This is a genomic window from Actinomadura sp. NEAU-AAG7 (genome assembly GCF_018603865.1).
Lineage (GTDB): Bacteria > Actinomycetota > Actinomycetes > Streptosporangiales > Streptosporangiaceae > Spirillospora > Spirillospora litoris.
Genome location: NZ_JAHFZY010000001.1, coordinates 441219 through 462430 on the forward strand (window position 1 = coordinate 441219; position 21212 = coordinate 462430).

At 70.4% G+C, this 21212-nt stretch carries 23 protein-coding genes, 1 tRNA gene and 1 other RNA gene; 13 read left to right on the forward strand and 12 right to left on the reverse strand.

The features are described from left to right. The first annotated feature begins 95 nt into the window (after positions 1-95). The 3 genes from KLI87_RS02010 to KLI87_RS02020 all read left to right on the forward strand — a co-directional run bounded on the left by KLI87_RS02010 (position 96) and on the right by KLI87_RS02020 (position 1648). Positions 96-983, forward strand: coding sequence for a DUF5753 domain-containing protein (locus KLI87_RS02010; RefSeq protein WP_214615607.1), 888 nt, complete (start codon positions 96-98; stop codon positions 981-983). A gap of 161 nt (positions 984-1144) precedes the next feature. Continuing rightward, the gene (locus tag KLI87_RS02015; RefSeq protein ID WP_214615608.1) at positions 1145-1411 is read left to right on the forward strand and encodes a hypothetical protein; all 267 of its coding nucleotides are present in this window, start codon (positions 1145-1147) and stop codon (positions 1409-1411) included. 93 nt (positions 1412-1504) lie between these two features. Next, a complete protein-coding gene (locus tag KLI87_RS02020) occupies positions 1505-1648 on the forward strand; it encodes a hypothetical protein (protein WP_156217207.1) in 144 nt (47 codons plus the stop codon). 63 nt (positions 1649-1711) lie between these two features. Here the strand turns inward: KLI87_RS02020 and KLI87_RS02025 are convergent, their stop codons facing one another. Then, complete coding sequence (locus KLI87_RS02025) at positions 1712-1918, reverse strand: hypothetical protein (RefSeq protein WP_214615609.1); 207 nt, start codon at positions 1916-1918, stop codon at positions 1712-1714. Between the two features lie 277 nt (positions 1919-2195). Between KLI87_RS02025 and KLI87_RS02030 the strand changes: the two genes are divergently transcribed. From KLI87_RS02030 to KLI87_RS02045, 4 genes are all read left to right on the forward strand, one after another. Beyond that, positions 2196-2978 carry a MerR family transcriptional regulator gene (locus KLI87_RS02030; RefSeq protein ID WP_308165814.1) on the forward strand — a complete coding sequence of 261 codons (783 nt, stop codon included), beginning with the start codon at positions 2196-2198 and terminating at the stop codon, positions 2976-2978. A gap of 68 nt (positions 2979-3046) precedes the next feature. Beyond that, positions 3047-3958: a serine hydrolase gene (locus KLI87_RS02035; RefSeq protein ID WP_308165815.1), complete on the forward strand. Its 912-nt coding sequence runs from the start codon at positions 3047-3049 to the stop codon at positions 3956-3958. A 62-nt stretch (positions 3959-4020) separates the two neighbouring features. After that, positions 4021-5793, forward strand: a complete 1773-nt coding sequence (locus KLI87_RS02040) for a prolyl oligopeptidase family serine peptidase (RefSeq protein ID WP_214615611.1) — start codon at positions 4021-4023, stop codon at positions 5791-5793. A 1122-nt stretch (positions 5794-6915) separates the two neighbouring features. Then, positions 6916-7383: a hypothetical protein gene (locus KLI87_RS02045; RefSeq protein ID WP_214615612.1), complete on the forward strand. Its 468-nt coding sequence runs from the start codon at positions 6916-6918 to the stop codon at positions 7381-7383. A gap of 9 nt (positions 7384-7392) precedes the next feature. Here the strand turns inward: KLI87_RS02045 and KLI87_RS02050 are convergent, their stop codons facing one another. Both KLI87_RS02050 and KLI87_RS02055 read right to left on the reverse strand, forming a co-directional pair. Further along, a complete protein-coding gene (locus KLI87_RS02050) occupies positions 7393-8061 on the reverse strand; it encodes a TetR/AcrR family transcriptional regulator (protein ID WP_214615613.1) in 669 nt (222 codons plus the stop codon). Positions 8062-8394: 333 nt separating this feature from the next. Beyond that, positions 8395-9480 carry an aspartate-semialdehyde dehydrogenase gene (locus KLI87_RS02055; protein WP_214615614.1) on the reverse strand — a complete coding sequence of 362 codons (1086 nt, stop codon included), beginning with the start codon at positions 9478-9480 and terminating at the stop codon, positions 8395-8397. Positions 9481-9738: 258 nt separating this feature from the next. On the opposite strand from KLI87_RS02055, the gene KLI87_RS02060 reads away from it, so the two are divergent. Next, entirely contained in the window at positions 9739-11139 is a 1401-nt protein-coding gene (locus KLI87_RS02060) for a DUF2637 domain-containing protein (RefSeq protein ID WP_214615615.1), read from the forward strand. Between the two features lie 20 nt (positions 11140-11159). On the opposite strand, the gene KLI87_RS02065 is transcribed toward KLI87_RS02060, so the two are convergent. The 7 genes from KLI87_RS02065 to ffs all read right to left on the reverse strand — a co-directional run bounded on the left by KLI87_RS02065 (position 11160) and on the right by ffs (position 17811). Further along, on the reverse strand, positions 11160-12434 hold the full coding sequence (locus KLI87_RS02065; RefSeq protein ID WP_214615616.1) for an aspartate kinase: 1275 nt from the start codon (positions 12432-12434) through the stop codon (positions 11160-11162). Between the two features lie 252 nt (positions 12435-12686). Continuing rightward, positions 12687-13241 (reverse strand): hypothetical protein, encoded by a 555-nt coding sequence (locus KLI87_RS02070; protein ID WP_214615617.1) that lies wholly within the window; start codon positions 13239-13241, stop codon positions 12687-12689. 156 nt (positions 13242-13397) lie between these two features. Beyond that, positions 13398-13943: a DUF5063 domain-containing protein gene (locus KLI87_RS02075; RefSeq protein ID WP_156217199.1), complete on the reverse strand. Its 546-nt coding sequence runs from the start codon at positions 13941-13943 to the stop codon at positions 13398-13400. Further along, positions 13936-14535: a recombination mediator RecR gene (recR, locus tag KLI87_RS02080; RefSeq protein WP_117397332.1), complete on the reverse strand. Its 600-nt coding sequence runs from the start codon at positions 14533-14535 to the stop codon at positions 13936-13938. The genes KLI87_RS02075 and recR overlap by 8 nt, the downstream gene beginning before the upstream one ends. Positions 14536-14616: 81 nt before the next feature. Next, on the reverse strand, positions 14617-15081 hold the full coding sequence (locus KLI87_RS02085) for a YbaB/EbfC family nucleoid-associated protein (protein WP_214615618.1): 465 nt from the start codon (positions 15079-15081) through the stop codon (positions 14617-14619). A 182-nt stretch (positions 15082-15263) separates the two neighbouring features. Beyond that, positions 15264-17675 carry a DNA polymerase III subunit gamma and tau gene (locus KLI87_RS02090; protein WP_214615619.1) on the reverse strand — a complete coding sequence of 804 codons (2412 nt, stop codon included), beginning with the start codon at positions 17673-17675 and terminating at the stop codon, positions 15264-15266. A gap of 40 nt (positions 17676-17715) precedes the next feature. Continuing rightward, an RNA gene (ffs, locus tag KLI87_RS02095) (signal recognition particle sRNA small type) lies at positions 17716-17811 on the reverse strand. A gap of 682 nt (positions 17812-18493) precedes the next feature. On the opposite strand from ffs, the gene KLI87_RS02100 reads away from it, so the two are divergent. Beyond that, positions 18494-18760, forward strand: a complete 267-nt coding sequence (locus KLI87_RS02100; protein ID WP_214615620.1) for a hypothetical protein — start codon at positions 18494-18496, stop codon at positions 18758-18760. Position 18761: 1 nt separating this feature from the next. Here the strand turns inward: KLI87_RS02100 and KLI87_RS02105 are convergent, their stop codons facing one another. Together KLI87_RS02105 and KLI87_RS02110 are read right to left on the reverse strand one after the other, a co-directional pair. Then, on the reverse strand, positions 18762-19145 hold the full coding sequence (locus KLI87_RS02105; protein ID WP_214615621.1) for a hypothetical protein: 384 nt from the start codon (positions 19143-19145) through the stop codon (positions 18762-18764). Continuing rightward, on the reverse strand, positions 19127-19426 hold the full coding sequence (locus KLI87_RS02110) for an ATP-binding protein (RefSeq protein ID WP_214615622.1): 300 nt from the start codon (positions 19424-19426) through the stop codon (positions 19127-19129). Before KLI87_RS02110 ends, KLI87_RS02105 begins: the two co-directional genes overlap by 19 nt. A gap of 230 nt (positions 19427-19656) precedes the next feature. On the opposite strand from KLI87_RS02110, the gene KLI87_RS02115 reads away from it, so the two are divergent. From KLI87_RS02115 to KLI87_RS02130, 4 genes are all read left to right on the forward strand, one after another. Continuing rightward, positions 19657-20472, forward strand: a complete 816-nt coding sequence (locus KLI87_RS02115; protein WP_214615623.1) for a helix-turn-helix transcriptional regulator — start codon at positions 19657-19659, stop codon at positions 20470-20472. Further along, the gene (locus KLI87_RS02120; RefSeq protein WP_214615624.1) at positions 20469-20648 is read left to right on the forward strand and encodes a DUF397 domain-containing protein; all 180 of its coding nucleotides are present in this window, start codon (positions 20469-20471) and stop codon (positions 20646-20648) included. Before KLI87_RS02115 ends, KLI87_RS02120 begins: the two co-directional genes overlap by 4 nt. Before the next feature lie 92 nt (positions 20649-20740). Next, positions 20741-21085, forward strand: coding sequence for a DUF952 domain-containing protein (locus KLI87_RS02125; RefSeq protein WP_214615625.1), 345 nt, complete (start codon positions 20741-20743; stop codon positions 21083-21085). A gap of 10 nt (positions 21086-21095) precedes the next feature. After that, positions 21096-21180: transfer RNA gene (locus KLI87_RS02130), tRNA-Ser, on the forward strand. Positions 21181-21212 lie beyond the last annotated feature (32 nt).

The window sequence follows — 21212 nt, forward strand, 5'->3', positions numbered from 1 at the left end:
CCGAAATAGTCCGTCGAGCGTCCGTGAGCCGTGGGAAGATTGTTCCAATGCACGTGCATATGCACGTGCTGTGACGATCTTGAGGAGCGCCGTTGATGGCTGCGGGGCCGGCCGCCCACGCCCGGGGGCCGACGGTCAGGCGCATGCTGCTGGGCGCCCGGCTGCGCAGGCTCCGCGAGCTGAAGGGCCTGTCCCGCGAGGAGGCCGGGTACGCGATCCGGGGCAGCCACTCCAAGATCAGCCGGATGGAGCTCGGCCGCACGGCGGTCAAGGAGCGCGACATCGCGGACCTGCTCGTCCTGTACGGCGTGACCGACGACGCCGAGCGCCGCAACCTGCTCCGCCTCGCGCGCGAGGCGAACGCCCGCGGCTGGTGGCACCGCTACAGCGACATGATCCCGTCCTGGACGCACCCCTACCTGGACCTGGAGGAGGCCGCCGGGTCCGTCCGGACCTACGATCCGTGCCAGATCCCCGAGCTGCTCCAGACCGAGGAGTACGCGCGCGCCAGCCTCGCCATCAGGGACGGGATCCGCGAGGGCATGCCGCCGATCGAGATCGAGGGCCGGATCAGCGTCCGGCTCATGCGCCAGCGGATGTTCGCGCGATCCCGGCGCAGGACGCTGGCGGCGATCGTCGAGGAGGCGGCGTTAAGACGTTTCGTGGGCGGTCCGGAACTGATCCGCGGGCAGTTGCGGCACCTGTCGAGGGTGAGCGAGGCCGCCACCGTGGACCTGCGGATCATCCCGGCGGACCGGGCGTCCCTCGCGCCGACCGGCCGCGCGTTCACCGTGCTGCGCTTCGACGAGCAGGCCATTCCGGACGTCGTCTACGTGGAGCTGCTCACGACGGCGCTCTACCTCGACAAACCAGCCGATACACACGCGTTCGAGCGGGTCTGGAACAGGCTGGAACGTGAGGCGCTCTCCCCGGACGCGAGCCGCGCCCTGCTGTCCCGCCTCATGGAACATCTTGCGGAATAGATCCTTCCGTTCTGATAGTAGGGCCAACCCTACGGATCGTCGCGGGGAAGACTCCACCTTGGATAGGGGTTTTCCCCGATAGCGATGACTCGCGCCAACCGTCAGAGTCGTAAGTAGCAAGCAGGGGAATGAGGAGCCCCTCCGCAGGAAGAAGGCGCACGATGTCACACAACACGCTGAGCCTCACCCCGTTGAGCACCTCCGACCTGGCCCAGATCCTGTTCAGCTCCGTGCTCCAGGCGTCCGACGACCCGTCCGCCGAGCAGGTCCGCACCGCCATCGACGCGCGGCTCTGCGCCTGCGGCGGGGACCGTTCGATATGCACCGCCGTCGTCGCACAGGAGGCGGGCGACCACCCGGAGACCTACACCACCCGCATGCGCTGGGCGCTCACCACGGTGTCCGCCGCATACGCCGCCGCGGCCTGAGACCGCCCGTCCCAACGAGCCTGGCACCCGCCACATCCGAGCACGGCCCGCAAGAGGAATCGCACCCAGGACTTCTGCCGAGGGAGAGATCCGATGCGTTCACCGTTCACCGACCGCCGCGAGGACATCCTTCCCCGCTCGCTCCGCGAGCTGATCGCCGCCGAGGCGGCACAGGAGAACGACGAGAAGCGGCGGCGCCGACCACGCAAGGTCATAAGCACGAGGCGCGTCACCTAGGCCGACGCGGGGGTACGGCACGTAGGCCCGCGCCGTGGGTCATGTGGAGGGCGCCCGCATGCGTCAGTTCTTCTTCTTGGACTTCTTGGACTTCTTGTGACTGCTACCGGACTCCCACTCGTATCCGGGCGTGCCGTTCTTGCAGTAACGGTCGCTCACCTTGGTGTCGGTCGCGTCGTGCTCGCACCAGCGTTTCTCGGAGCATCCGGCGAGGCCCAGCCCTGCGACCAGAACGGACGTCGCGAGCACGACGGAGGGGAACTTCCGCATCAAATGCCTCTTTCTTCGCGGATGCCGGAGCCCGGCCGAGGGTAACGCAGGTCTGACGTGCGCGATCATGGAGGCGTTCCGCGTCCACGGCATCGCCGCCGCCCGACCGCGTTTGGCCGCTGCCCGACTCCGGCCACGCTCTTGCCCGCCCGCTCCCCCGGCGCGGCCCTGGTCGTCCCCGCGCAGGTCTGGGCGTCTCCCCTGTCCGACCCTCGCCCGTCCCTAGGGCGTCCCGGGCACGGAGGGTTGCCGTTCGTCACGAACTATGCTGGCGGCCGTGACTGAAGAACCGGCGCGAGGCCGGGACGGCGTGCAGGGCCGCTGGCCCGACGCGACCGGTGACAGGCGCGAGTACCGTATCGGCGAGCTCGCGGAGGCCGCCGGGGTTCCAGTACGGACACTGCGCTACTACCAGGAACGCAAGCTGATTCCGCCGCCGCGACGCTCGGGCCGTGTCGGCCTGTACTCGGCGACACACCTGGCGCGGCTGCGCATGATAGGCGGCCTGCTGGAGCGCGGGCACACGCTGGAGGGCATCCGCGAGCTGCTGTCCGCCTGGGAGCTCGGCCGCGACATCGGCGTCGTGCTCGGCGTCGAGAAGGCGGCGACGACACCGTGGTCGCACGAGGTCCCGGTGACGATGACGCTGGACGAGCTGGCCGCGCTCTTCCCGGACGAGGACGATCCGCCCAGCGTCATCCACCGCGCCGCCTCCCTCGGCTTCGTCGAGATGGACGGCGACCGCGTCACCCTCTGGAGCCGCCGCCAGCTCGACGCGGCCGTCACGCTGGTCGGCGCGGGGGTCCCGCTGGAGGAGGTGCTCACGGCCGGACGCGAGATCCAGCGCACGATGGACGATCTCGCCGCGCTGTTCGTCCGGCTGATCGCCAAGCACGTCGTCGGACGCGTCGGCGACACCAGCCTGGGCGACCTCACCGACACCCTCACGCGGCTGCGTCCCGGCGCCGAGATCACCGTCGAGGCGGGCTTCGCGCGGGCCATGGACCGGCAGGTCCGCGTGGCGATCGACCAGTTCGTCGGACGCCTGGCCACATCCTGACGGTTCCGTAGGGGTCCGTTGCCGGTCATGTCCGCGACTTCCCGTCCAGGGGTCGTTACCGTGACGGCGTGCCAGGACTCCGCTCCTCGACGCTGCTACCGGTCGCCGTGCTCGCGACCGGCGCTCTGCTACCGGTGCCTGACGCCTCGGCCGCCCCGGCCAGCGTGTGCGCGTCGTCCGCGCATCCGACGATGGCGAAAACGCTGGGCTCGCGCATCCGGATCGCGCTGGCCGACCGCGCCGGGACGGAATCGGTAGCGGTTCTCGACCGGAAGCGCGGCATCCGTTGCGCGGTCGCCGCCGGCCGCCACTACGACTCGGCGAGCGTCGTCAAGGCCACGATCCTGGGCGGGCTGCTCCGCCAGGCCGCGGACGAGGACCGGTCGTTGACGGCCACGGAGAAGTCCCTGGCCCAGAAGATGGTCACGCGTTCGGACAACGACGCCGCGTCCCGGCTGTGGCGCTCGGTGGGACGGGCCCGGATGGCCCGGTTCCTGAAACTGGCCGGGATGTCGCACACGACGCTCGGCCCGTCCGGCTACTGGGGGCTCACCCAGATAACGGCAGAGGACGAGATCACGCTGCTCAGCCGCTATACCCAGCACAACGAACTGCTGCCGGACAAGGCGCGCGCGTATGCGTTGGGGCTCATGAACGACGTCATCGCATCCCAGCGGTGGGGTGCTCCGGCGGGGACCCCGGCGAAGGTGACGTGGCACGTGAAGAACGGCTGGCTTCCCAGGAAGGGCCGCTACTGGCGCGTCCACAGCATCGGCGCGTTCGACGGGCACGGCGAGGACTACATGATCGTGGTGCTGACGCAGGACACGCCCTCGATGGCGTACGGGGTGACCACGATCGAGCGCGTGGCGCGGGCCGTCCACCGGACGCTCAACCCGGGTTCGCGGTCGGCGGAGGTCAGGAACGTCCCGGATGGCGTTTGGGAGGAATCGGACGGTTCCGTCCCCCTTGATCGCTGAGGGTTGTCCACAGGTGCACCGGGTTTCGTCCGAGGCGGCCGTGAGCGGCGATACTGGGGTGCATGGTCGACGAAGAGCGCTGGCGGGCGCGGTTCCGGGCCGCGCGGATGAGCCTCCCCCGGTGGGCGCGCGACGCCCCGAGTCGCAGCATCTACCAGTCCAATGTCACGGGGACCTGGGAGATCTACACCTGGGATCGCGAGTCCGGTGAGCGGCGGCAGGTCACCGAGCGTCCCAACGGGACGTGGACGGGCGCCGTCGATCCGTCCGGCGCGTGGGTGTGGTGGTTCGCCGACACCGACGGCGACGAGTTCGGCGTGTGGAAGCGCGTCGCGTTCGACGCGCCGGAGGGGGCGGAGAGCGTCCCGGCCGTTCCGGGGCTGGAGCCGTCGTACCCGTCGGGGCTGGCGCTGGGCGCGAGCGGGCTCGCCGTCGTCGGGCGGACGAACGAATCCGGCAACTCCGTCCACCTGTGCCGCCCCGGCGCCGAGCCCGAGGTGCTCTACCACCACGCCGAGGACGCGCACGTCGCGGGCCTCTCGCGGGACGAGGCGCTGGTCGCGATCGGGCACAGCGAGCACGGCGACAGCCGCCACATGGCGCTGCGGGTCGTCCGCGCCGACGGGTCCGCGGTCGGCGACCTGTGGGACGGGCCGGGCAAGGGCGTCTACGGCTCGGGGTTCGCGCCCGTGGAGGGCGACGCGCGCCTGCTGGTCGGCCACGAGCGGCGCGGCCGGGACGAACTGCTCATCTGGGACGCGGTCGCGGGAGTCGAGCAGGAGATCGTCCTCGACCTGCCCGGCGAGATCGGCGCGAGCTGGTACCCGGACGGGTCCGCGCTGCTGATCTCCCACTCGCACGAGGCGCGGGACGAGCTGTACCGCTACGACCTCGGCACCGGCGCGCTGGAGCGGATCGAGACGCCGCGCGGGGTGATCGGCGGGGCCGCCGTCCGGCCGGACGGGACGGTCGAGTTCTCCTGGTCGTCCGCCGCCGAGCCACCGGTGATCCGCTCGACGTCGGGCGCGGTCGTGCTGACCCCGCCTGGTCCCACGGCGCCGCCGTCCGTGCCGGTCGAGGACGTGTGGGTGGACGGCCCGGGAGGCCGCATCCACGCCCTGATCAGCAAGCCGGAGGGCGATCGTCCGTTCCCGGCGGTGTTCGACATCCACGGCGGGCCGACCGCGCAGGACGAGGACTCGTTCGTCGCGGCCGTCGCCGCGTGGGTCGACCACGGCTTCGCGGTGGTGCGCGTCAACTACCGGGGCTCGACGGGATACGGCTCGACCTGGCGCGACGCGATCGAAGGGCGGGTCGGGCTCACCGAACTGGAAGACGTGAAGGCCGTCCGCGACTGGGCGGTCTCCTCGGGCCTCGCCGACCCGGAACGCCTCGTCCTGACCGGCGGGTCATGGGGCGGCTACCTGACGCTGCTCGGCATCGGCACCCAGCCCGACGACTGGAGCGTCGCGGTCGCGGGGGTCCCCGTCGCCGACTACGTCGCCGCCTACGAGGACGAGATGGAGGGCCTCCAGGCCTTCGACCGCTCCCTGTTCGGCGGCTCCCCCGACGAGGTACCCGACCGCTACCGCGAGTCGTCCCCGATCACCTACGTCTCCCAGGTCAAGGCCCCGGTCCTGGTCCTGGCCGGGGAGAACGACCCGCGCTGCCCGATCCGGCAGATCGACAACTACCTCGGACGGCTCACCGACCTGGGCCTCCCCCACGAGGTGTACCGCTACGACGCCGGCCACGGCTCCCTCGTCGTCGAGGAACGGATCAAACAGATGGCCACCGAAATCGCCTTCGCCCGCAAACACCTCAACATGCCCTGACCCACCCTCCGGCGGCGGGCGGGCCCCGGGCCCTGACCCGCCGCCCGCCCCCGGCGATGATCGCCCGGCGTGCGCGACGGCACCGATCGTGTGCGGACGGTCGTGGGCGGACGGTCGTGGGCGGACGGTCGTGGGCGGACGGTCGTGGGCGGACGGTCGTGTGTGGCGGTACGCGAGAAGCAGTCCGCAGCTGGGAGCTGGCGCCTCGCATGCGCATAGGCGGTCCGTTGTTGCGCATTGGGGGTCGGGGTTCCGGCCGCATGCGTCTGCGCGGGGTCGCCGTGCCGGGTGCGTAAGTCGTGGTTCGTGCCCGCAGGCGGAGAGGCGGGGAGGCGGGGTCTCGTTTGTACTGCGCGTAAATGCGTGGGCAGCCACCCGCGAGTCCACAGGGCGGCTCTCGTGCGGTCGACCAATGGAACGTCCGGCACACGCTTTCCTGCGAGGCGCCGCTCCGGCTGCGGGTGGGGTCTGGGCTGCGGGTGGAGTTTGGGCTGCGGGTGGGGTCTGGGCTGCGGGTGGGGTTTGGGCTGCGGGTGGGGTCTGGGCTGCGGGTGGAGTTTGGGCTGCGGGTGGGGTCTGGGCTGCGGGTGGAGTTTGGGCTGCGGGTGGGGTCTGGGCTGTGGGTTTACAAGATCGAAGTGGGGGGCATCCCTTCGAACGGTCGCCAGTGAGCAGGAGCCGGTCCACGTGATCGGCACCCCCCGGCGCCGTCGTCCGACGCGGCGGCGCAGCGCTCGAACCGTCGCTCTCCGCGCCGGAGAGCCGAAGCGGGGGGGATGCATGGCACGGCTCGACAACGCCCCTTCCCCCGAACGCAACGCGGCGTCCGATGCGGCGAGACCCGACGGCGCGTCTGAGGTCCGAGGCTTGGGCGGTCGAGCAGCCGGCGCCGGTGGGCGGTCGGGGAGTGGGCGAGGGGGTGACATCGGGGCGGTCGAGGCCGGGGTCGCAGATGCTCCAGTGGTCGATGTTCGGGTGGGTGATGGGCTGGAGGTTGGTCGGCGACGAAGTGGTGCGGGGCTTGGGGGCCGGTCGGCGGTTGGCGTGACGGTTTTCGCCGTGGCCGCTGCGGTGTTCTTTCTCGGGTCTCCGTCGGCCTCCGCGTCGGCGGAGCCTCAGCCCATGTCCCGTCGGAATGTGTCGGGCACGCCGTATCGGACCGTCCCGCCGCGTTCTGAGATCGAGGATCTGCCCGCTTCGATCCGGGTGGAGCAGCAGTTCGCCGAGTACGTCCTACGGGCCAAGGGGATCGATTGGCGTTCGACCGGCAATTGTTCCGACGCGGCGATCCCGACCTGCACGTCCTTCGAGGGGCTGCGCTGGGGCTCGCTCAAGGGGCTGCTCGTCTTCGCCAGGGGGAGCGGCTGTGAGATCACCGTCACCGGCGGGACGGAGCGCGGGCACGCGGGCGGGCAGTACAGCCACGAGAACGGCTACAAACTCGACATCGCGACGGGCCCCTGCGTCGACGGTGCCGTCACGCGCTATCCGTTCGTGGGAGTGCGGAGGGACGGCGCCAAGCTCTACCGCTCACCGGCGGGCGCCCTGTTCGCCCGCGAGAGCGACCACTGGGACATCCTGTTCCGCTGATCCCGGGCGTCAGGCCCGGACGTCGCGAATGATGTCGACCAGCTCCCTGGTCACCGACTTGAAGCCGGGGATCCGCGACATCGACACCATGCGGTTGACCAGCGGGACCGTCCGCTCGACGAGGAGGTAGGTCTTGCGGCAGCCGGGCGAGTTGTCGTGCACCCAGTACAGGACGATGCCCATCGAGTACAGCCACAGCAGCTCGGGCAGCTCCTTGCGGAACTCCTTGTCGACCTTGAGGCTGGAGCCGTCCACGACCTCGCGGTAGATCTCGACGGCGGAGTTGCGGGACGGCCCGGACTCGGCGCTGAACGGGTTGAGCGGGCTGGTCGGCTCGGCGGCGAACTTGAAGAACTTCCCGGCGAACTCGTGGTAGGGGACCATCGTGTCCACCCGGGCTTTCAGGACGCCCAGCAGCCGGGGCGCGAAGTCCTTCTCGGCGGCGAGCACGGCCCGGCAGGCGGCGGCGTGCGCCTCCTGGAGCTCGTCGTAGTACGCCTGGATCAGCGCTTCCTTGGAGCCGAAGTAGTAGTAGGCGTTGCCGACCGAGACGCCCGCTTCCTTGGCGATGGCCCGCATCGTCGTCGCCTCGTACCCGCGCTCGCGGAACAGCCTCAACGCGGTCACGACGATCAGGGCGCGCGTCTGCTCGGACTTCACGGCCTTCGTCTCGGTCACCCTTGCCACCCTAAAGGCCAGTCGCGCGGTCTCGCTCCCGCCGTCCAAACCCGCCTGGACACCGTCCAACCTCACCAGAACCCCGTCCAGAACCGACGTTGATCGCGTGGACGTCGTCCGGTGCACGCGGATGTGATCTGCACCTACAGGCACGCGCCCCAGGTCGATACCTGCGCCAAGCGGGCCCGGCCGAGCGTGACCACGCGGAGGTGGCTGGGGCAACGCCGACCGGTCATGGGGAAGTGGTTCGTGGGCGCGGCACCAGGTGATGTGGTGGGTGTTTAAGCCTGCGCTCGGGACGGGCGGCGGCGCGGATGTCCGTCCTGGGGGACGTCAGAGCTCGGTGGCGATCAGTTCGGCTATCTGGGCGGCGTTGAGGGCGGCGCCCTTGCGGAGGCTGTCGCCGCACAGGAACAGTTCGAGCGCCTTCGGGTCGTCGAGCGAGCACCGGACGCGTCCGGCCCAGGTCGGGTCGGTGCCGACGACGTCCGCCGGGGTGGGGAACTCGTGCGACTCGGGGTTGTCGCAGAGGACGACGCCGGGCGATCCGGCGAGGATCGCCTGGGCCTCGCGCTGGTCGACCCGGTCGCCGAACACCGCGTGCACCGACAGCGAGTGCGCCTTCGTCACCGGGACGCGGACGCAGGTCGCCGCGACCTTCAGGTCCGGCAGGCGCAGGACCTTGCGTGTCTCGTCCCGGATGCCGAGTTCGTCGGAGGTCCAGCCGTCGGCGCCCAGCGAGCCCGTCCAGGGGACGACGTTCATCGCGAGCGGGGCCGGGAACGGTCCGAACTCACCGACGGCGCCGCGCACGTCGCCCGCGCGGTTGCCGAGCGCGCGGTCGCCGCCGACCTTCTCCATCTGCGCGTACAGGGTCTCGATGCCGCTCCGGCCCGCCCCGGACGCCGCCTGGTAGGACGAGACGACCAGCTCGCGCAGCCCGTAGCGGTGGTGCAGCGCGCCGATCGCCACGATCATCGACAGCGTCGGGCAGCCGGGGCTCGCGATGATGCCGCGCGGACGGTCGCGGACGCGTTCCGGGTTCACCTCGGGGACGACCAGCGGCACACCCGGGCTCGTCCGGAACACGGGCGAGGCGTCCACCACCACGGTGCCGCGGGCCGCCGCGACCGGTGCCCACTCCGCCGCGACCGGCGGGGGCACCGCGAAGATCGCGATGTCGGCTCCGTCGAACACCTCGGGCCCGAGCGGCACGACCTCGGACGGCTCGCCGCGCACCGTCAGCGTCCGGCCCGCCGACCGCGGCGAGGCCACCAGGCGGATCTCCCCGTAGACGTCCAGGCGGGTGGACAGCAGGTCGCGCAGCACCGCGCCGACCGCGCCGGTCGCGCCGACGACGGTGAGGGTGGGTCTGCCCTCTCGTCCGTCCGTGCTGTTCGGCCCGGCCGTCGAAGCCATGGTCGCACCCGCCCTCTCGTCATCGAGTCGCGTACGCAGGTCCACACAACTGAACTCTCACCGGCTCCGGCCGGTTCCCACGATCACGGTGACACCGACGGGCCGCGTCACGCGACGCAGCCCGGACCGCATGCCGCTGACCGGGGCTTTTACACCATTCGTCGGCTTTGCCCCTTATCAAGGACGCCATCACGCTACGGTCCCTGGGAGATCGTCGACCAGGCGCCCAGGCCCGGGCGCGCGGAAAGGGACATCGACATGACCGCCATGGACGAGGACACGACGGCGGGCCACGGCCCGCCCGTACCGCCCTTGACGTGGGCTCAGCGGATCCTGGCGGTGATCGGCGGCGTGTTCTTCGCCGGGCTCGCGGGCCTCGGTGGTTACGGTTCGTACGCCTCCGTCCGGGATGTCGCCGAGCCCTGGTTCGGCGGGCACGCGTGGATCGTGCCCGCCGGGGTCGACCTCGGCATCCTGGCGCTCGTGTCCGTGGCCCTGCTCCTGGAATGGCTGGCCATGCCGATGCCCGCGCTGCGCTGGATGGCGATGGCCTTCACCGGCGCGACGGTCTGGCTGAACGTGTCCGCCGCGCATGGGGATCCGGCCGGTGTCGTGATGCACGCGGCCATGCCCGTGCTGTTCGTGACGTTCGTGGAGGCCGTCCGCCACGCGATCCGGCGGCGCGCGGGGATCGCGGCCGGAACGGTCCGCGAGGGCGTCCCGCTGGCCCGCTGGCTGCTGGCGCCGATCTCGACCTTCCGCATGTGGCGGCGGATGGTGCTGTGGCAGATCACCTCCTACCCCCGGGCGCTCACCGCCGAGCAGCGCCGCCGGCGCGCGCTGGCCCTGCTACGCGACCACTACGGCCGCGCGTGGAAGAACAAGGCCCCGGCGGACGTCGTCTGGATGCTGTCGGACGGCGTCATGCTCGACCAGGCCCTGGCCCGCGTCACCGAACTGACCACCCCCACTCCCGGCCCACCGGCTGGAACCGCGCTGGAGGAGGCGCCGCCGGTCGGGACCGCGCTGGGCGGGGCTCTGCCCGAGGTCACGGGCGCTGCGTCCGCCGAGGAACCGTCCACGCTCACCAAAGCACAGGCGTCCGACACTCCGGGCGAGGAGACCTCGATTGCGCCGGGACGGGCTGCCGGGGGACGCGCGCCGCGTCCGGCGCCGGCGCGTCCCGCCGCCGAGCGGCCACGGAATCAGTCCGCGCATGGACAACCGCACGATCCGGGTGCGCCCGCGGAGCCTCGCAGCACTGCGGTGTCTGCACCAGAAGGCGATCGGGTCGCGGCTCCGGAACTGCGCGACCCCGTTGTACCAGCGCGGCAACGTCCACCGGCCGCGGCAGCGCAGCCGGGCAGCCCGGCCGTCCAGCCTCATCTTCCGGCGGCTTCGGCGCAACCGCGCGAGCCGGCCGCGCCCGTGCGGCAACGCGGCCCGGCCGCGGCCGCGCAGGCGCGCGGTTCGGGTGCGCCGCGGCGTGGCCTCACGTCGGCGACCGCCGGGACCGAGGCGCGTGCGCAGATCATCCTGGCGGCCGATCCGAACATCACCGGCGCCGAGTTGGGACGGCGGCTGAACCTCAGCCCGCGGCAGGGGCAGCGGCTGCTGAGCCGGCTGTCCCGTCCCGCCCCGTCCTCGGCGGTCTCCTAGGAGGACGGGGCGGTCCGCGATCAGCGGCCGGTGCCGCCGTAGACCACGGCCTCGACCTGGTCGGCGTCGAGGTCGAACGCGCGGTGCGCGGCGGCGACGGCGGTGTCGATGTCGTCCTGGGCGACGACGACCGAGATCCGGATCTCGGACGTGGAGATCATCTCGATGTTCACCCCGGCGTCGGCGATCGCGGCGAAGAACGCGGCGGTGACGCCCGGGTGCGAGCGCATGCCCGCGCCGATCAGCGACACCTTTCCGATCCGGTCGTCGTAGCGCAGCGACTCGAACCCGATCCGCTCCTTCAGCTTGTTCAGCGCGGTCAGCGCGCTCTGCCCGTCGCTCGCGGGCAGCGTGAAGGAGATGTCGGTCCGCCCGGTGGACGCGGCGGACACGTTCTGCACGATCATGTCGATGTTGATCTCGGCCTCGGACAGCACCGTGAAGATCGTCGCCGCCTCACCGACCTTGTCGGGCACTCCGACCACGGTGATCTTGGCTTCGCTCCGGTCGTGCGCGACCCCGGAGATGATCGCCTGCTCCATGTCGTGCCCTTCGATGTCGCTGCTGTCGACGACCCACGTGCCTTCCTTCTGGCTGAACGAGGACCGCACGTGGATCGGGATGTTGTAGCGGCGCGCGTACTCCACGCAGCGCAGGTGCAGGATCTTCGCGCCGCTCGCCGCCATCTCCAGCATCTCCTCGTAGGAGATCCGCGGGATCTTGCGGGCGGGCGGGACGATGCGCGGGTCGGCGGTGAACACGCCGTCGACGTCGGAGTAGATCTCGCAGACGTCGGCGTCCAGCGCGGCGGCGAGCGCCACGGCGGTGGTGTCGGAGCCGCCGCGGCCGAGGGTGGTGATGTCCTTGGTGCCCTGCGAGACGCCCTGGAACCCGGCGACGATGCAGATGGAGCCCTCGTCCAGCGCCGTCCGGATGCGTCCGGGCGTCACGTCGATGATCTTGGCTTTCCCGTGGGAGCCGTCGGTGATGACACCGGCCTGGGAGCCGGTGAACGAGCGGGCCTCGTGGCCCAGGTTCGCGATGGCCATGGCGAGCAGCGCCATGGAGATCCGCTCACCGGCGGTGAGCAGCATGTCCAGCTCACGGCCCGGTGGCAGGGGGCTGACCTGCTTGGCCATGTCGATGAGATCATCCGTCGTGTCACCCATGGCGGACACCACGACGACCACGTCGTTGCCCGCCTTCTTCGTCGCGACGATGCGCTGGGCGACCCGCTTGACGCACTCGGCGTCGGCGACGGAGGAGCCACCGTACTTCTGCACGACTAGAGCCACGGGTGGGCGCTCCTCGGATCGGGGTCAGGCGTACCGATCAGCGAGTCTACCGATCCGGTTCCAGTGGATTACGACCAGGTAACACCTGTCACGGATAGCCAAGATCACGGCCCTGCCGCGGAGGGCGCTCAGCCCCTCCGCGCGGTGGCGTTCCAGAAAGAAGGCCCTGTTGAGGGGTTGTTTCCGCTGTCGGTGGTGGTCGTGGCGTGGGGGCGGGGTTGTCTCGGCGGGTTTCGCCTGAGCCGTCCGAGGTCACGGGACTTCGCCGCCATCAGGGGTTCCGTCACCCGGGGCTCCCGTGCTCGTGGCACCGCCGACCGGCGCCTTCCGCCGGTGGGTGACCAGCCAGGCGAAGCCGCCGCCGCTGCCCAGGACGAGAACGAGGACGATTCCGGCGGGCAGCCAGCGCCACGCCTGCGACGTGGACGTGTGTCCCGTGACCCACGGCCCGAACCCGGGACTCTGGCTCGCGTCGACCGCGGGGAAGGAGCGCGGCACCATGATCATGTCGTCCTCGCCGAAGAGGCGGTTGTGCGCGCGGAAGTCGTCCAGGTCGTCGTAGGAGCGACCGTCGGAGTCCACGATCTTCACGAACCGGTTCTGCTGGCAGACGAGGAACAGCGCCTTCGCCTCGGACGGAGCGTCTCCGTGCTTCACGAGGATGTTCGCCTGATACACCTGGCCGGGGGACGAACAGCCCGTCGGTCGTGCCGCCGCCTGCCCGGTGGACGCGTTCGAGGCCGTCATCAGCAGGACGAGAGGGATGGCGGCCAGCGCGCCGCGTAATGTCGTCCCCACGCCGTCCACGCGCGGTCTCCCTCCCCATCCGCCGATAGGGAGCACAGCGTGCCAGCGACCGCCCGGGACCGGTCCCGGATATAAGGGACGGACGTCACCCTGGATATCGAACGGGCCGGTTGGGGAGGGTGGGGCGAACCGAACGCCGCGAGGCGTCCGGCTAGGTCAGGCGGTGGCGGTCTCGTGCGCGACGTCCAGGCGGGCGTTCGCGACCACCGCGTGGAGGGCTCGCAGGGACGCGCCCGCGTGGTTGCCCCAGTGGTTGAAGTAGGAGTACTGCCACCACCAGAGCGCCTCCAGCGGACGTTCCTGCTGGTAGTGGCGCAGCCCGTGGACGAGGTCGCTGGCCACGTCCACCAGGTCGTCCGAAAGCCGGTAGGAGGTGGGTTCGGTGTCCTTGTAGGGGTCGAAGACCTCGACGTACTCGTCCAGCCCCGCGAGCCGCTCGGCGAGGCCCTGCCGGACGGCGTCGAGGTCCGGGTCGGGGCCGACCTCGGGCTCCCAGTTGTCGGGCAGGATCACGTCGGCGCTCGCGCCGAGCTGCGCGCCGGCCAGGATGACCTGCGACACCTCAAGCAGGAGCAGCGGGATCGTGTGCTCCTCGCCGTCGCCGCGCGCGACGGCCTCCAGGCCGTTCAGGTAGTTCTCCACATGGCGCGCCACGCGTTCGGCGAGGACGTTCCAGTCCTGTGGGCTGTTGGCTTCAGACATCGAGCAGCCTCCGTCCTTCGAATGCGCGGCCCAACGTCACCTCGTCGGCGTATTCGAGGTCGCCACCCACCGGCAGGCCGCTGGCCAGGCGAGTGACCGTGAGGCCCATGGGCTTCACCAGTCGGGCGAGGTACGTGGCGGTCGCCTCGCCCTCCAGGTTCGGGTCGGTCGCGAGGATCAGCTCGGTCACCGTGCCGTCGGCGAGCCGCTGCATCAGCTCCCGGATGCGCAGGTCGTCCGGGCCGACGCCCTCGATCGGACTGATCGCGCCGCCCAGCACGTGGTAGCGGCCGCGGAACTCCCGCGTCTTCTCGATGGCGACGACGTCCTTGGACTCCTCCACGACGCAGATCACCTGCGGGTCGCGGCGCGCGTCACGGCAGATCCGGCATTCCTCTTCTTCCGCGACGTTCCCGCACGTCTTGCAGAAGCGGACCTTGTCCTTGACCTCCTTGAGCGCCTTGCCCAGCCGCTCGACGTCGGCCGGATCCGCGGCGAGGAGGTGGAAGGCGATCCGCTGCGCGCTCTTGGGGCCGACGCCGGGCAGCCTGCCCAGCTCGTCGATGAGGTTCTGAACCACCCCTTCGTACAACGGACCCTTCCTTTCTTCGCGTCCAACTACCTTCTAGGACGTTCCACCGGGGCGCGTCCTTTCGCCCTGGCCGCCTCGCGATCAGGCCCCGGGCTCGCCGCCCTGCTGCCCACCGGCACCGCCCGCGCCGCCCGCGCCGCCCGCACCGGGGCCGCCGCCGAGGCCGGGGAAACCGCCCGGAAGACCGCCGGGCAACCCGCCGCCGCCAAGGCCCGGCATGGCGCCGCCGAGGCCCGCGGCGAGCGGACCCATCTTCTCCTGCTGCAGCTCGCGCGCCTCGCGGGCCGCGTCGCGGATCGCGGCCAGTACCAGGTCGGCGATGGTCTCGGCGGTGTCGGCCGGGTCGTCGGGGTCGATGGCCTTCGGGTCGATCGAGAGCCCCGTGACCTCGCCCTCACCGTTGACGGTCGCGGTGACGAGCCCGCCCCCCGCGGTCCCCTTCACCTCGGCCTCCGCCAGCTCGCGCTGGGCGGTGAAGAGCTGCTCCTGGACGGCCTGCGCCTGCTGGAGCAGCTCCTGGATGTTCAACTGACCACCGGGTTCCACGGTCCACTCCTTATTCCGGCGTTGTTCCGGCCCTCTCGCGAGGGCCTTCTGTCTGGCGACCAGCCGACCACCGGACGTCCGTCCTCCCGAGACTACGGGGTTCGACCATGATGCGGTACGTCCGGCCCCGCCCGGTGCGCCGCCCCCCTCCGGCCTCCCCCTCAGCCCTCCGCGGGCCCGCCTCAGGTGTTGTCGATCTCCTTGATGATCTGTCCGCCCAGCTCCCGCTGGATGAGCGCCATCCCGCTCATCTCGGCCTCGGTGCCGTCCGCGTCGGCGTCGCCCTCGGGGTCGACCTCGTCGCTCTCGTCCACCGGGCCCGGGTCGGGCGGCGGGGGAGGCTCGTCCGGAGGCGGGGGCATCGGCCCGGGATCGCCCTGGGCGGTCCGGGGCGCGGGAGCCCGGCCGGGCTGCGCACCGGCGGACGGCGCCGGCGCTCCGCTCGGCGCACCGGCCGGGGCCGCCTGGTCGGACGCGCCGCCGAACCCGGCCGCGGGGGAGGAACCGAAACCGCTTCCCGTTCCGCCATTGCCGCTGCCTTGGCCGCCCGGCCTGGTTCCCTGGCCGCCGCCCGGGTTGCCGCCTCCGCGGTTGGGCGGGCTGCCGCCGCCTCCCGGCCGTCCGCCGGGACGTCCGCCTGCGGGGGGTGAGCCGCCGCCGACGACGGTCTCGATCCGCCAGTCGACGCCCATCCGCTCCTTCAGGACCTCGCAGAGGATCACGTCGCGGTTGCCGTTGACGAAGCCCAGCCGGGACCCTTCGGCGTCGAAGGAGAGCGTCAGCACGCGTCCGTCGAGGGCGACGGGCCGCACCCCGGACATGATGACCATCCAGGTGGCGCGGCTGACCTGCTTGACGGCCTCGACGATGTCCGGCCAGTACTGCTGGACGGTGCCCACGTCCATCCCGCCGCCCGGAGCGGCGGTCTGGGGGGCGGGTGAGACGGGCGGAGCCGGCGAAGTGGGCGCAGCGGGTTGGCTCGGACGGTTGTCCGGACGGTTGTCCGGACGGTGGTCCGAGCGGTCGTCGGGGCGGTTGTCCGCAGGGGTGTTCGAGCGGTTATCCACAGAACCGCGTTCCGCTTCCGGAGACCCGGGGCGGCGGTTGACACTGGAAGTGGGGTCGCCCCCCTGGGCGGGCGGGGGCTGTCCCGCCGGGTTTTGCTCGGAACCCTGCGCGGACCCTTGCGCGGGCCTGGGGGCAGAGCTTTGCGCTGGTCCAGGGGCGGATCCTTGCGCGGGACTCTGGGCAGGGCTTTGCGCGGAGCCCTGCGGAGGTCCTTGCGCGGAGTCCTGCCCCGGCCGTCCACCCCCGCCAGGCGGCGTCGCCCGACCAGGCGCCCCCGGGACAGGTGCTCCCTGCCCGGCCTGGAAGGCGGGCGCCAACCCGCCGCCCCCTTGGGCGCCGCCCTGGCCGCCGCCGGCGAACCCGCCCTGCGCGGCCGTTCGCTCCAGCCGGTCGAGCCGCGCGAACATCGACGCCTCGTCCTCGTACGCGGCGGGGAGGAGGATACGTGCGCTGATCAGCTCAAGCAGCAGGCGCGGGGACGTGGCGCCGCGCATCTCCGTGAGCCCGGTGTGCAGCAGGTCCGCCGCGCGCGTCAGCTCCCCCGGCCCCATGGACGAGGCCTGCCGCCGCATCTGCTCCAGCTCGTCGGCCGGAACGTTGAGGAGACCGGAACCCCCGGCATCCGGGACGTTCGACAGGATCACCAGATCCCGGACGCGCTCCAGCAGGTCGGCCGTGAAGCGCCGCGGATCCTGACCGCTTTCCACAACCCGGTCGATCGCGGCGAACACGGCCGCGCCGTCCCGGGCCGCGAAGGCCGCGACCACCTCGTCCAGCAAGGCGGAATCGGTGTATCCGAGCAGCGAGACGGCCCGCGTGTAGGTGATGCCCTGTTCGTCCGACCCCGCGAGAAGCTGGTCGAGGATCGACAGGGTGTCACGGGCGGAGCCCGCCCCGGCCCGCACCGCGAGCGGCAGCGCCGACTCCTCGTAGGGCACCTTCTCCGACCGCAGGATCTCCTCGACGAGATCTTGGAGGACGCCCGGCGGGATGAGCCGGAACGGATAGTGGTGGGTCCGGGACCTGATCGTCCCGATGACCTTCTCCGGCTCGGTGGTCGCGAAGACGAACTTCAGGTGCGGCGGGGGCTCCTCGACGAGCTTCAGCAGCGCGTTGAAGCCCTCGCGGGTGACCATGTGCGCCTCGTCGATGATGTACACCTTGAAGCGCGCCGACACCGGCGCGAAGAACGCACGTTCCCGCAGGTCACGGGCGTCATCAACGCCACCGTGCGAGGCCGCGTCGATCTCGATGACGTCGATGTGGCCGCTGCCCGACGGACCGAGCGCGACACACGAGTCGCACTCGCCGCACGGATCCGCGGTCGGCCCCTGCTCGCAGTTGAGCGAACGCGCGAGGATACGGGCGCTGGACGTCTTGCCGCAGCCGCGCGGACCGCTGAACAGGTAGGCGTGGTTGATCCGGCCGTTGCGCAGCGCCTGCCGCAGGGGCTCGGCGACGTGTTCCTGCCCCTTCAGTTCGGCGAACGTCGCTGGCCGGTACTTGCGGTACAGAGCCAGACTCATCGGGGGCCCGCCCTCCCTCAAGAAGCGGAGCGTCAGAAGCGAAAAGGACCCCCCGCACACCCGCCAGAGCCTGCTTATCCTTGCTGCCTTCCGGCCCTGGGGAGGTTCACAGGGTGACGCCGTGCGAGGGGTCTGCCCAGAGTCTATGGCATCCCCGCCCCAGGATCGGCCGGATCCCCAGATAGCCACGCCGCAGCCACCACACCCCACCCACCCCCGCCCCAACCACGCCGTTCACACCCAGACCCTCGACGCCCACGACCTAAGCCCCGGCAATACCGACATCGACAACCAGCGACGACCTTTCACGACCGATCAGGCGCCGCTCGACCCCGTCATCCGGGCATCCATGTCAGAGTCGCTGCCGGCCTACGGGCCGACAAGGCCAGCCAGAAGCCCTCGGGGCGCGACGCCGCCGTCCGCCTCTCCCATATCGCGGCCGGTGGAACACGCTGCCTGACCGCTGGGCGTTCCACCTGGAGGCCAATTATCCGGCCAGAGTTCTCCGCAACCACGTTCCCGCGGTGGTCAAGGCTCATGGGTTCCGGTCATCCACCACCGAGCGTCACCAACTTCACGCACAGGTGACATGACCTGCGAGAACGTGAAACCCTGCACCGTCTCCGAGAGCAGGTGGCGCGCATGGACGTAAATAAGATCAAGCTCATCCAGTGCACCCGTTATCGGGGCGCACCGGCGGTCAAACTTGAGCAGCAGACGAGCCTAGCCTTGATTCGAGTTGACCGGATCTCGCCAAGATCGAGTCGCTTCCAGGGGATACGCTGAGAACAGTTTCTCCCCCAGGTCTGGAGGCCCCAATGGGTTTCTTGGAGAATGCCGGAAAGACTATTGGCGCGCTCGCTCGCGCCATGGGCGACTATGAGGCCGCCAGGCAGCAAGCGGAATACCTGCTCACCATGAGCGAGGACCAGGCAAGGCTGCGACTGCACGAGAAGGCCCGCCAAGACCGGGACCCGGTGATTCTGATGAGTCGCGCGCTGAAGGAGATCGCACGATCGGAGTCCGGCGACCGCGCGGACCTGGCAGCCCGGCTCGCCCTGTTCGCCGACGGTCTCGTCAGCTAGATCACGAAATCGAGCGCGCCGCGCGGGCCCGGAGGAAGTGATCTATTCCTTCGGCCGCGCCCTTGATGTCGCCTTCGCAGGGGGAGAGGAATCCGCGCCGTCCGCGCGCCGCCTCGTGGAAACCCCAGCGGCCGCCAGGGACGGCCATCACGTTCAGCGTGGTCACCGGACCCAGTTCGCCATAGACCCGCAGCAGCGGAGGGCGCACCGGGATCACTTCCGGGTAATACGTCCGGACACAGCGCCACCCATATGCCTCCAATTCCGGCGCTAGCGCGTCCAGATACTCGATCGCCGTTTCTCGCTGTAGTTCGGTACGCCACTTCAGATAGCGGACGTGGAGCCTGCGCCTTATCTCGTAAACCGTCAGCGAAGCTCGAACCATGTGATCTTTCCTCCTTCGTTCAGCGGGCGCACACCCCATGCCCGCGTCATCTCCGCCAGCAGGAACAGGCCCCGGCCCGACGTGCCCGCGCAGTCCTCCGGGACGATCTTCGGACGCCCCAAACCGGCGTCCCAGACCTCGATCACCAGCCGGTCATCCCGGAGTATCCGCACCACGATCGGGCCCTCGCCGTGCAGATAGGCATTGGTGACCAACTCGCACACCGCGAGCCGTCCGACGTAGTCGTCGGCGATCTTCCATTCGGCGAACACGTCCGCCACGAACCGTCGCGCTATCCCTGGGGCCTTATCGGTGGATTCAAGGACGAGGGTGGGAATTTCGGGCGCCGCGACTGGAGAGGACATCGGGAATCACCTCGGAACATCTGCGTTTTTCCTGTGTCCGAGCTTGACTCAGGCAAGAATGGCGGCACAGACAAAGCGCATCGTCGCGGACGTCACTCACGACTTCCCGCACGCGCCCGGTGATCATCGGTCATGAGGAGGCCGACATGCCGCAACGCCCCAAGCGTCTGACCCCCTCGCGCGGCCCGATGGATTTGTTCGGGTCCGAAGTACGTCGATACCGCCAGTTGGCGGGGCTTTCCCTCGCCCAGCTCGCGGACCAGATCCCCTACGCGGCGTCCACCATCGGAGACATCGAACTCGGCAAGTCCGGCTGCGACCGGGTGTTCGCCGTGGAATGCGACCGCCTTCTCAACACCCGGGAGGCCCTCGCCCACCTCCACGACGGCCTCTTCGACGGCCGCTCCGCCAGGTTCCCCGTGTGGTTCGAGGACTGGCCGGACACAGAAGGGATGGCCGAGCTGCTGCGCGTTTATGAACCGCTCGTAGTCACCGGGCTCTTCCAGACGCCCGCTGTCGCCGAGGTCCTGCTGTATGGCGACCAGCAAAAGATCATGGGTCGTTTGGAACGCCAGGCGGTCCTGCTCCGCGAGGACCCGCCCCCACCGCGTGTGGTGTATGTCCTACCCGAGCGGGTTCTGCGATCGCGTGTGGGCACGGCCGCCGTTATGTACGAGCAACTCCACCGCCTCGCCGATGCCGTGTCGGCGACCGTCAGCATCCAGGTCATCCCGGACGGCGAGCCCCACCCCGGCAACAGCGGAGCGTTCATGATTGCGACGTTGCCAGCAGGCGATCAAGTGGGGTACACCGTCAGCGAACCGCATGGAACCATCAGGGACGGCCGGTCTGACGTCGAGAAGCTGAACCGGCGCTTCACCGACATCAGCACGTACGCGCTCCCGGCGACCATGTCGGCGGCGCTGATCAGGGAGATTGCAGACGAAGTATGGAAGCAATGACGCCTCGCCCCCCATGGCGGAAGAGCAGCCACAGCAGCTCGCAAGGGGATGCCTGCATCGAACTCGCCGACCTCGGCGCGGTCGTGGGCGTCCGAGACTCCAAGGACCCCGACGGGCCCAGGCTGGTCGTCTCTCGCGACGCCTTCGCCTCGCTCGTGGCCGACCTCAAGCGATAGCCCCCTCCAGCATGAGCCCCGGCCTGGCAAGGGCCGGGGCTTTCGCGTTCGCTCAACGCTCCTGGCCCTCACGGGGGCTTTAGGCTCCTTGTATGTCCGTGCCTCGGCAGGAGACGCTCCTGCATATCGCCGAACGGCAGCACTGGGAACCGGTCCGCGACGCCGGTGCGCCTTACACCATGTCCACGCTGGGGAGGACGCTGGACGAGGAGGGCTTCGTCCACTGCTCGTTCGACATGGCGCAGGTCGAGGGCGTGCTCGCCAACTTCTACACCGGCGTGGCCAGGGACGGCCTGGTGCTGCTGGTCATCGACGTCGCGGGCCTCGGCTCGCCCGTCCGGTACGAGCCTGTGGGCGATCAGGTGTTCCCGCACGTGTACGGCCCGATACCCACCTCGGCGGTTATTGAGGTCCTCCCACTGCCCAGGACCCGGTAGGCTCTCCCGTGGAGGATTCGCCTAGTGGCCTAGGGCGCACGCTTGGAAAGCGTGTTGGGTTCACGCCCTCACGAGTTCGAATCTCGTATCCTCCGCTCGCCTGACCAGGCAACAACAGCCGGTGCTC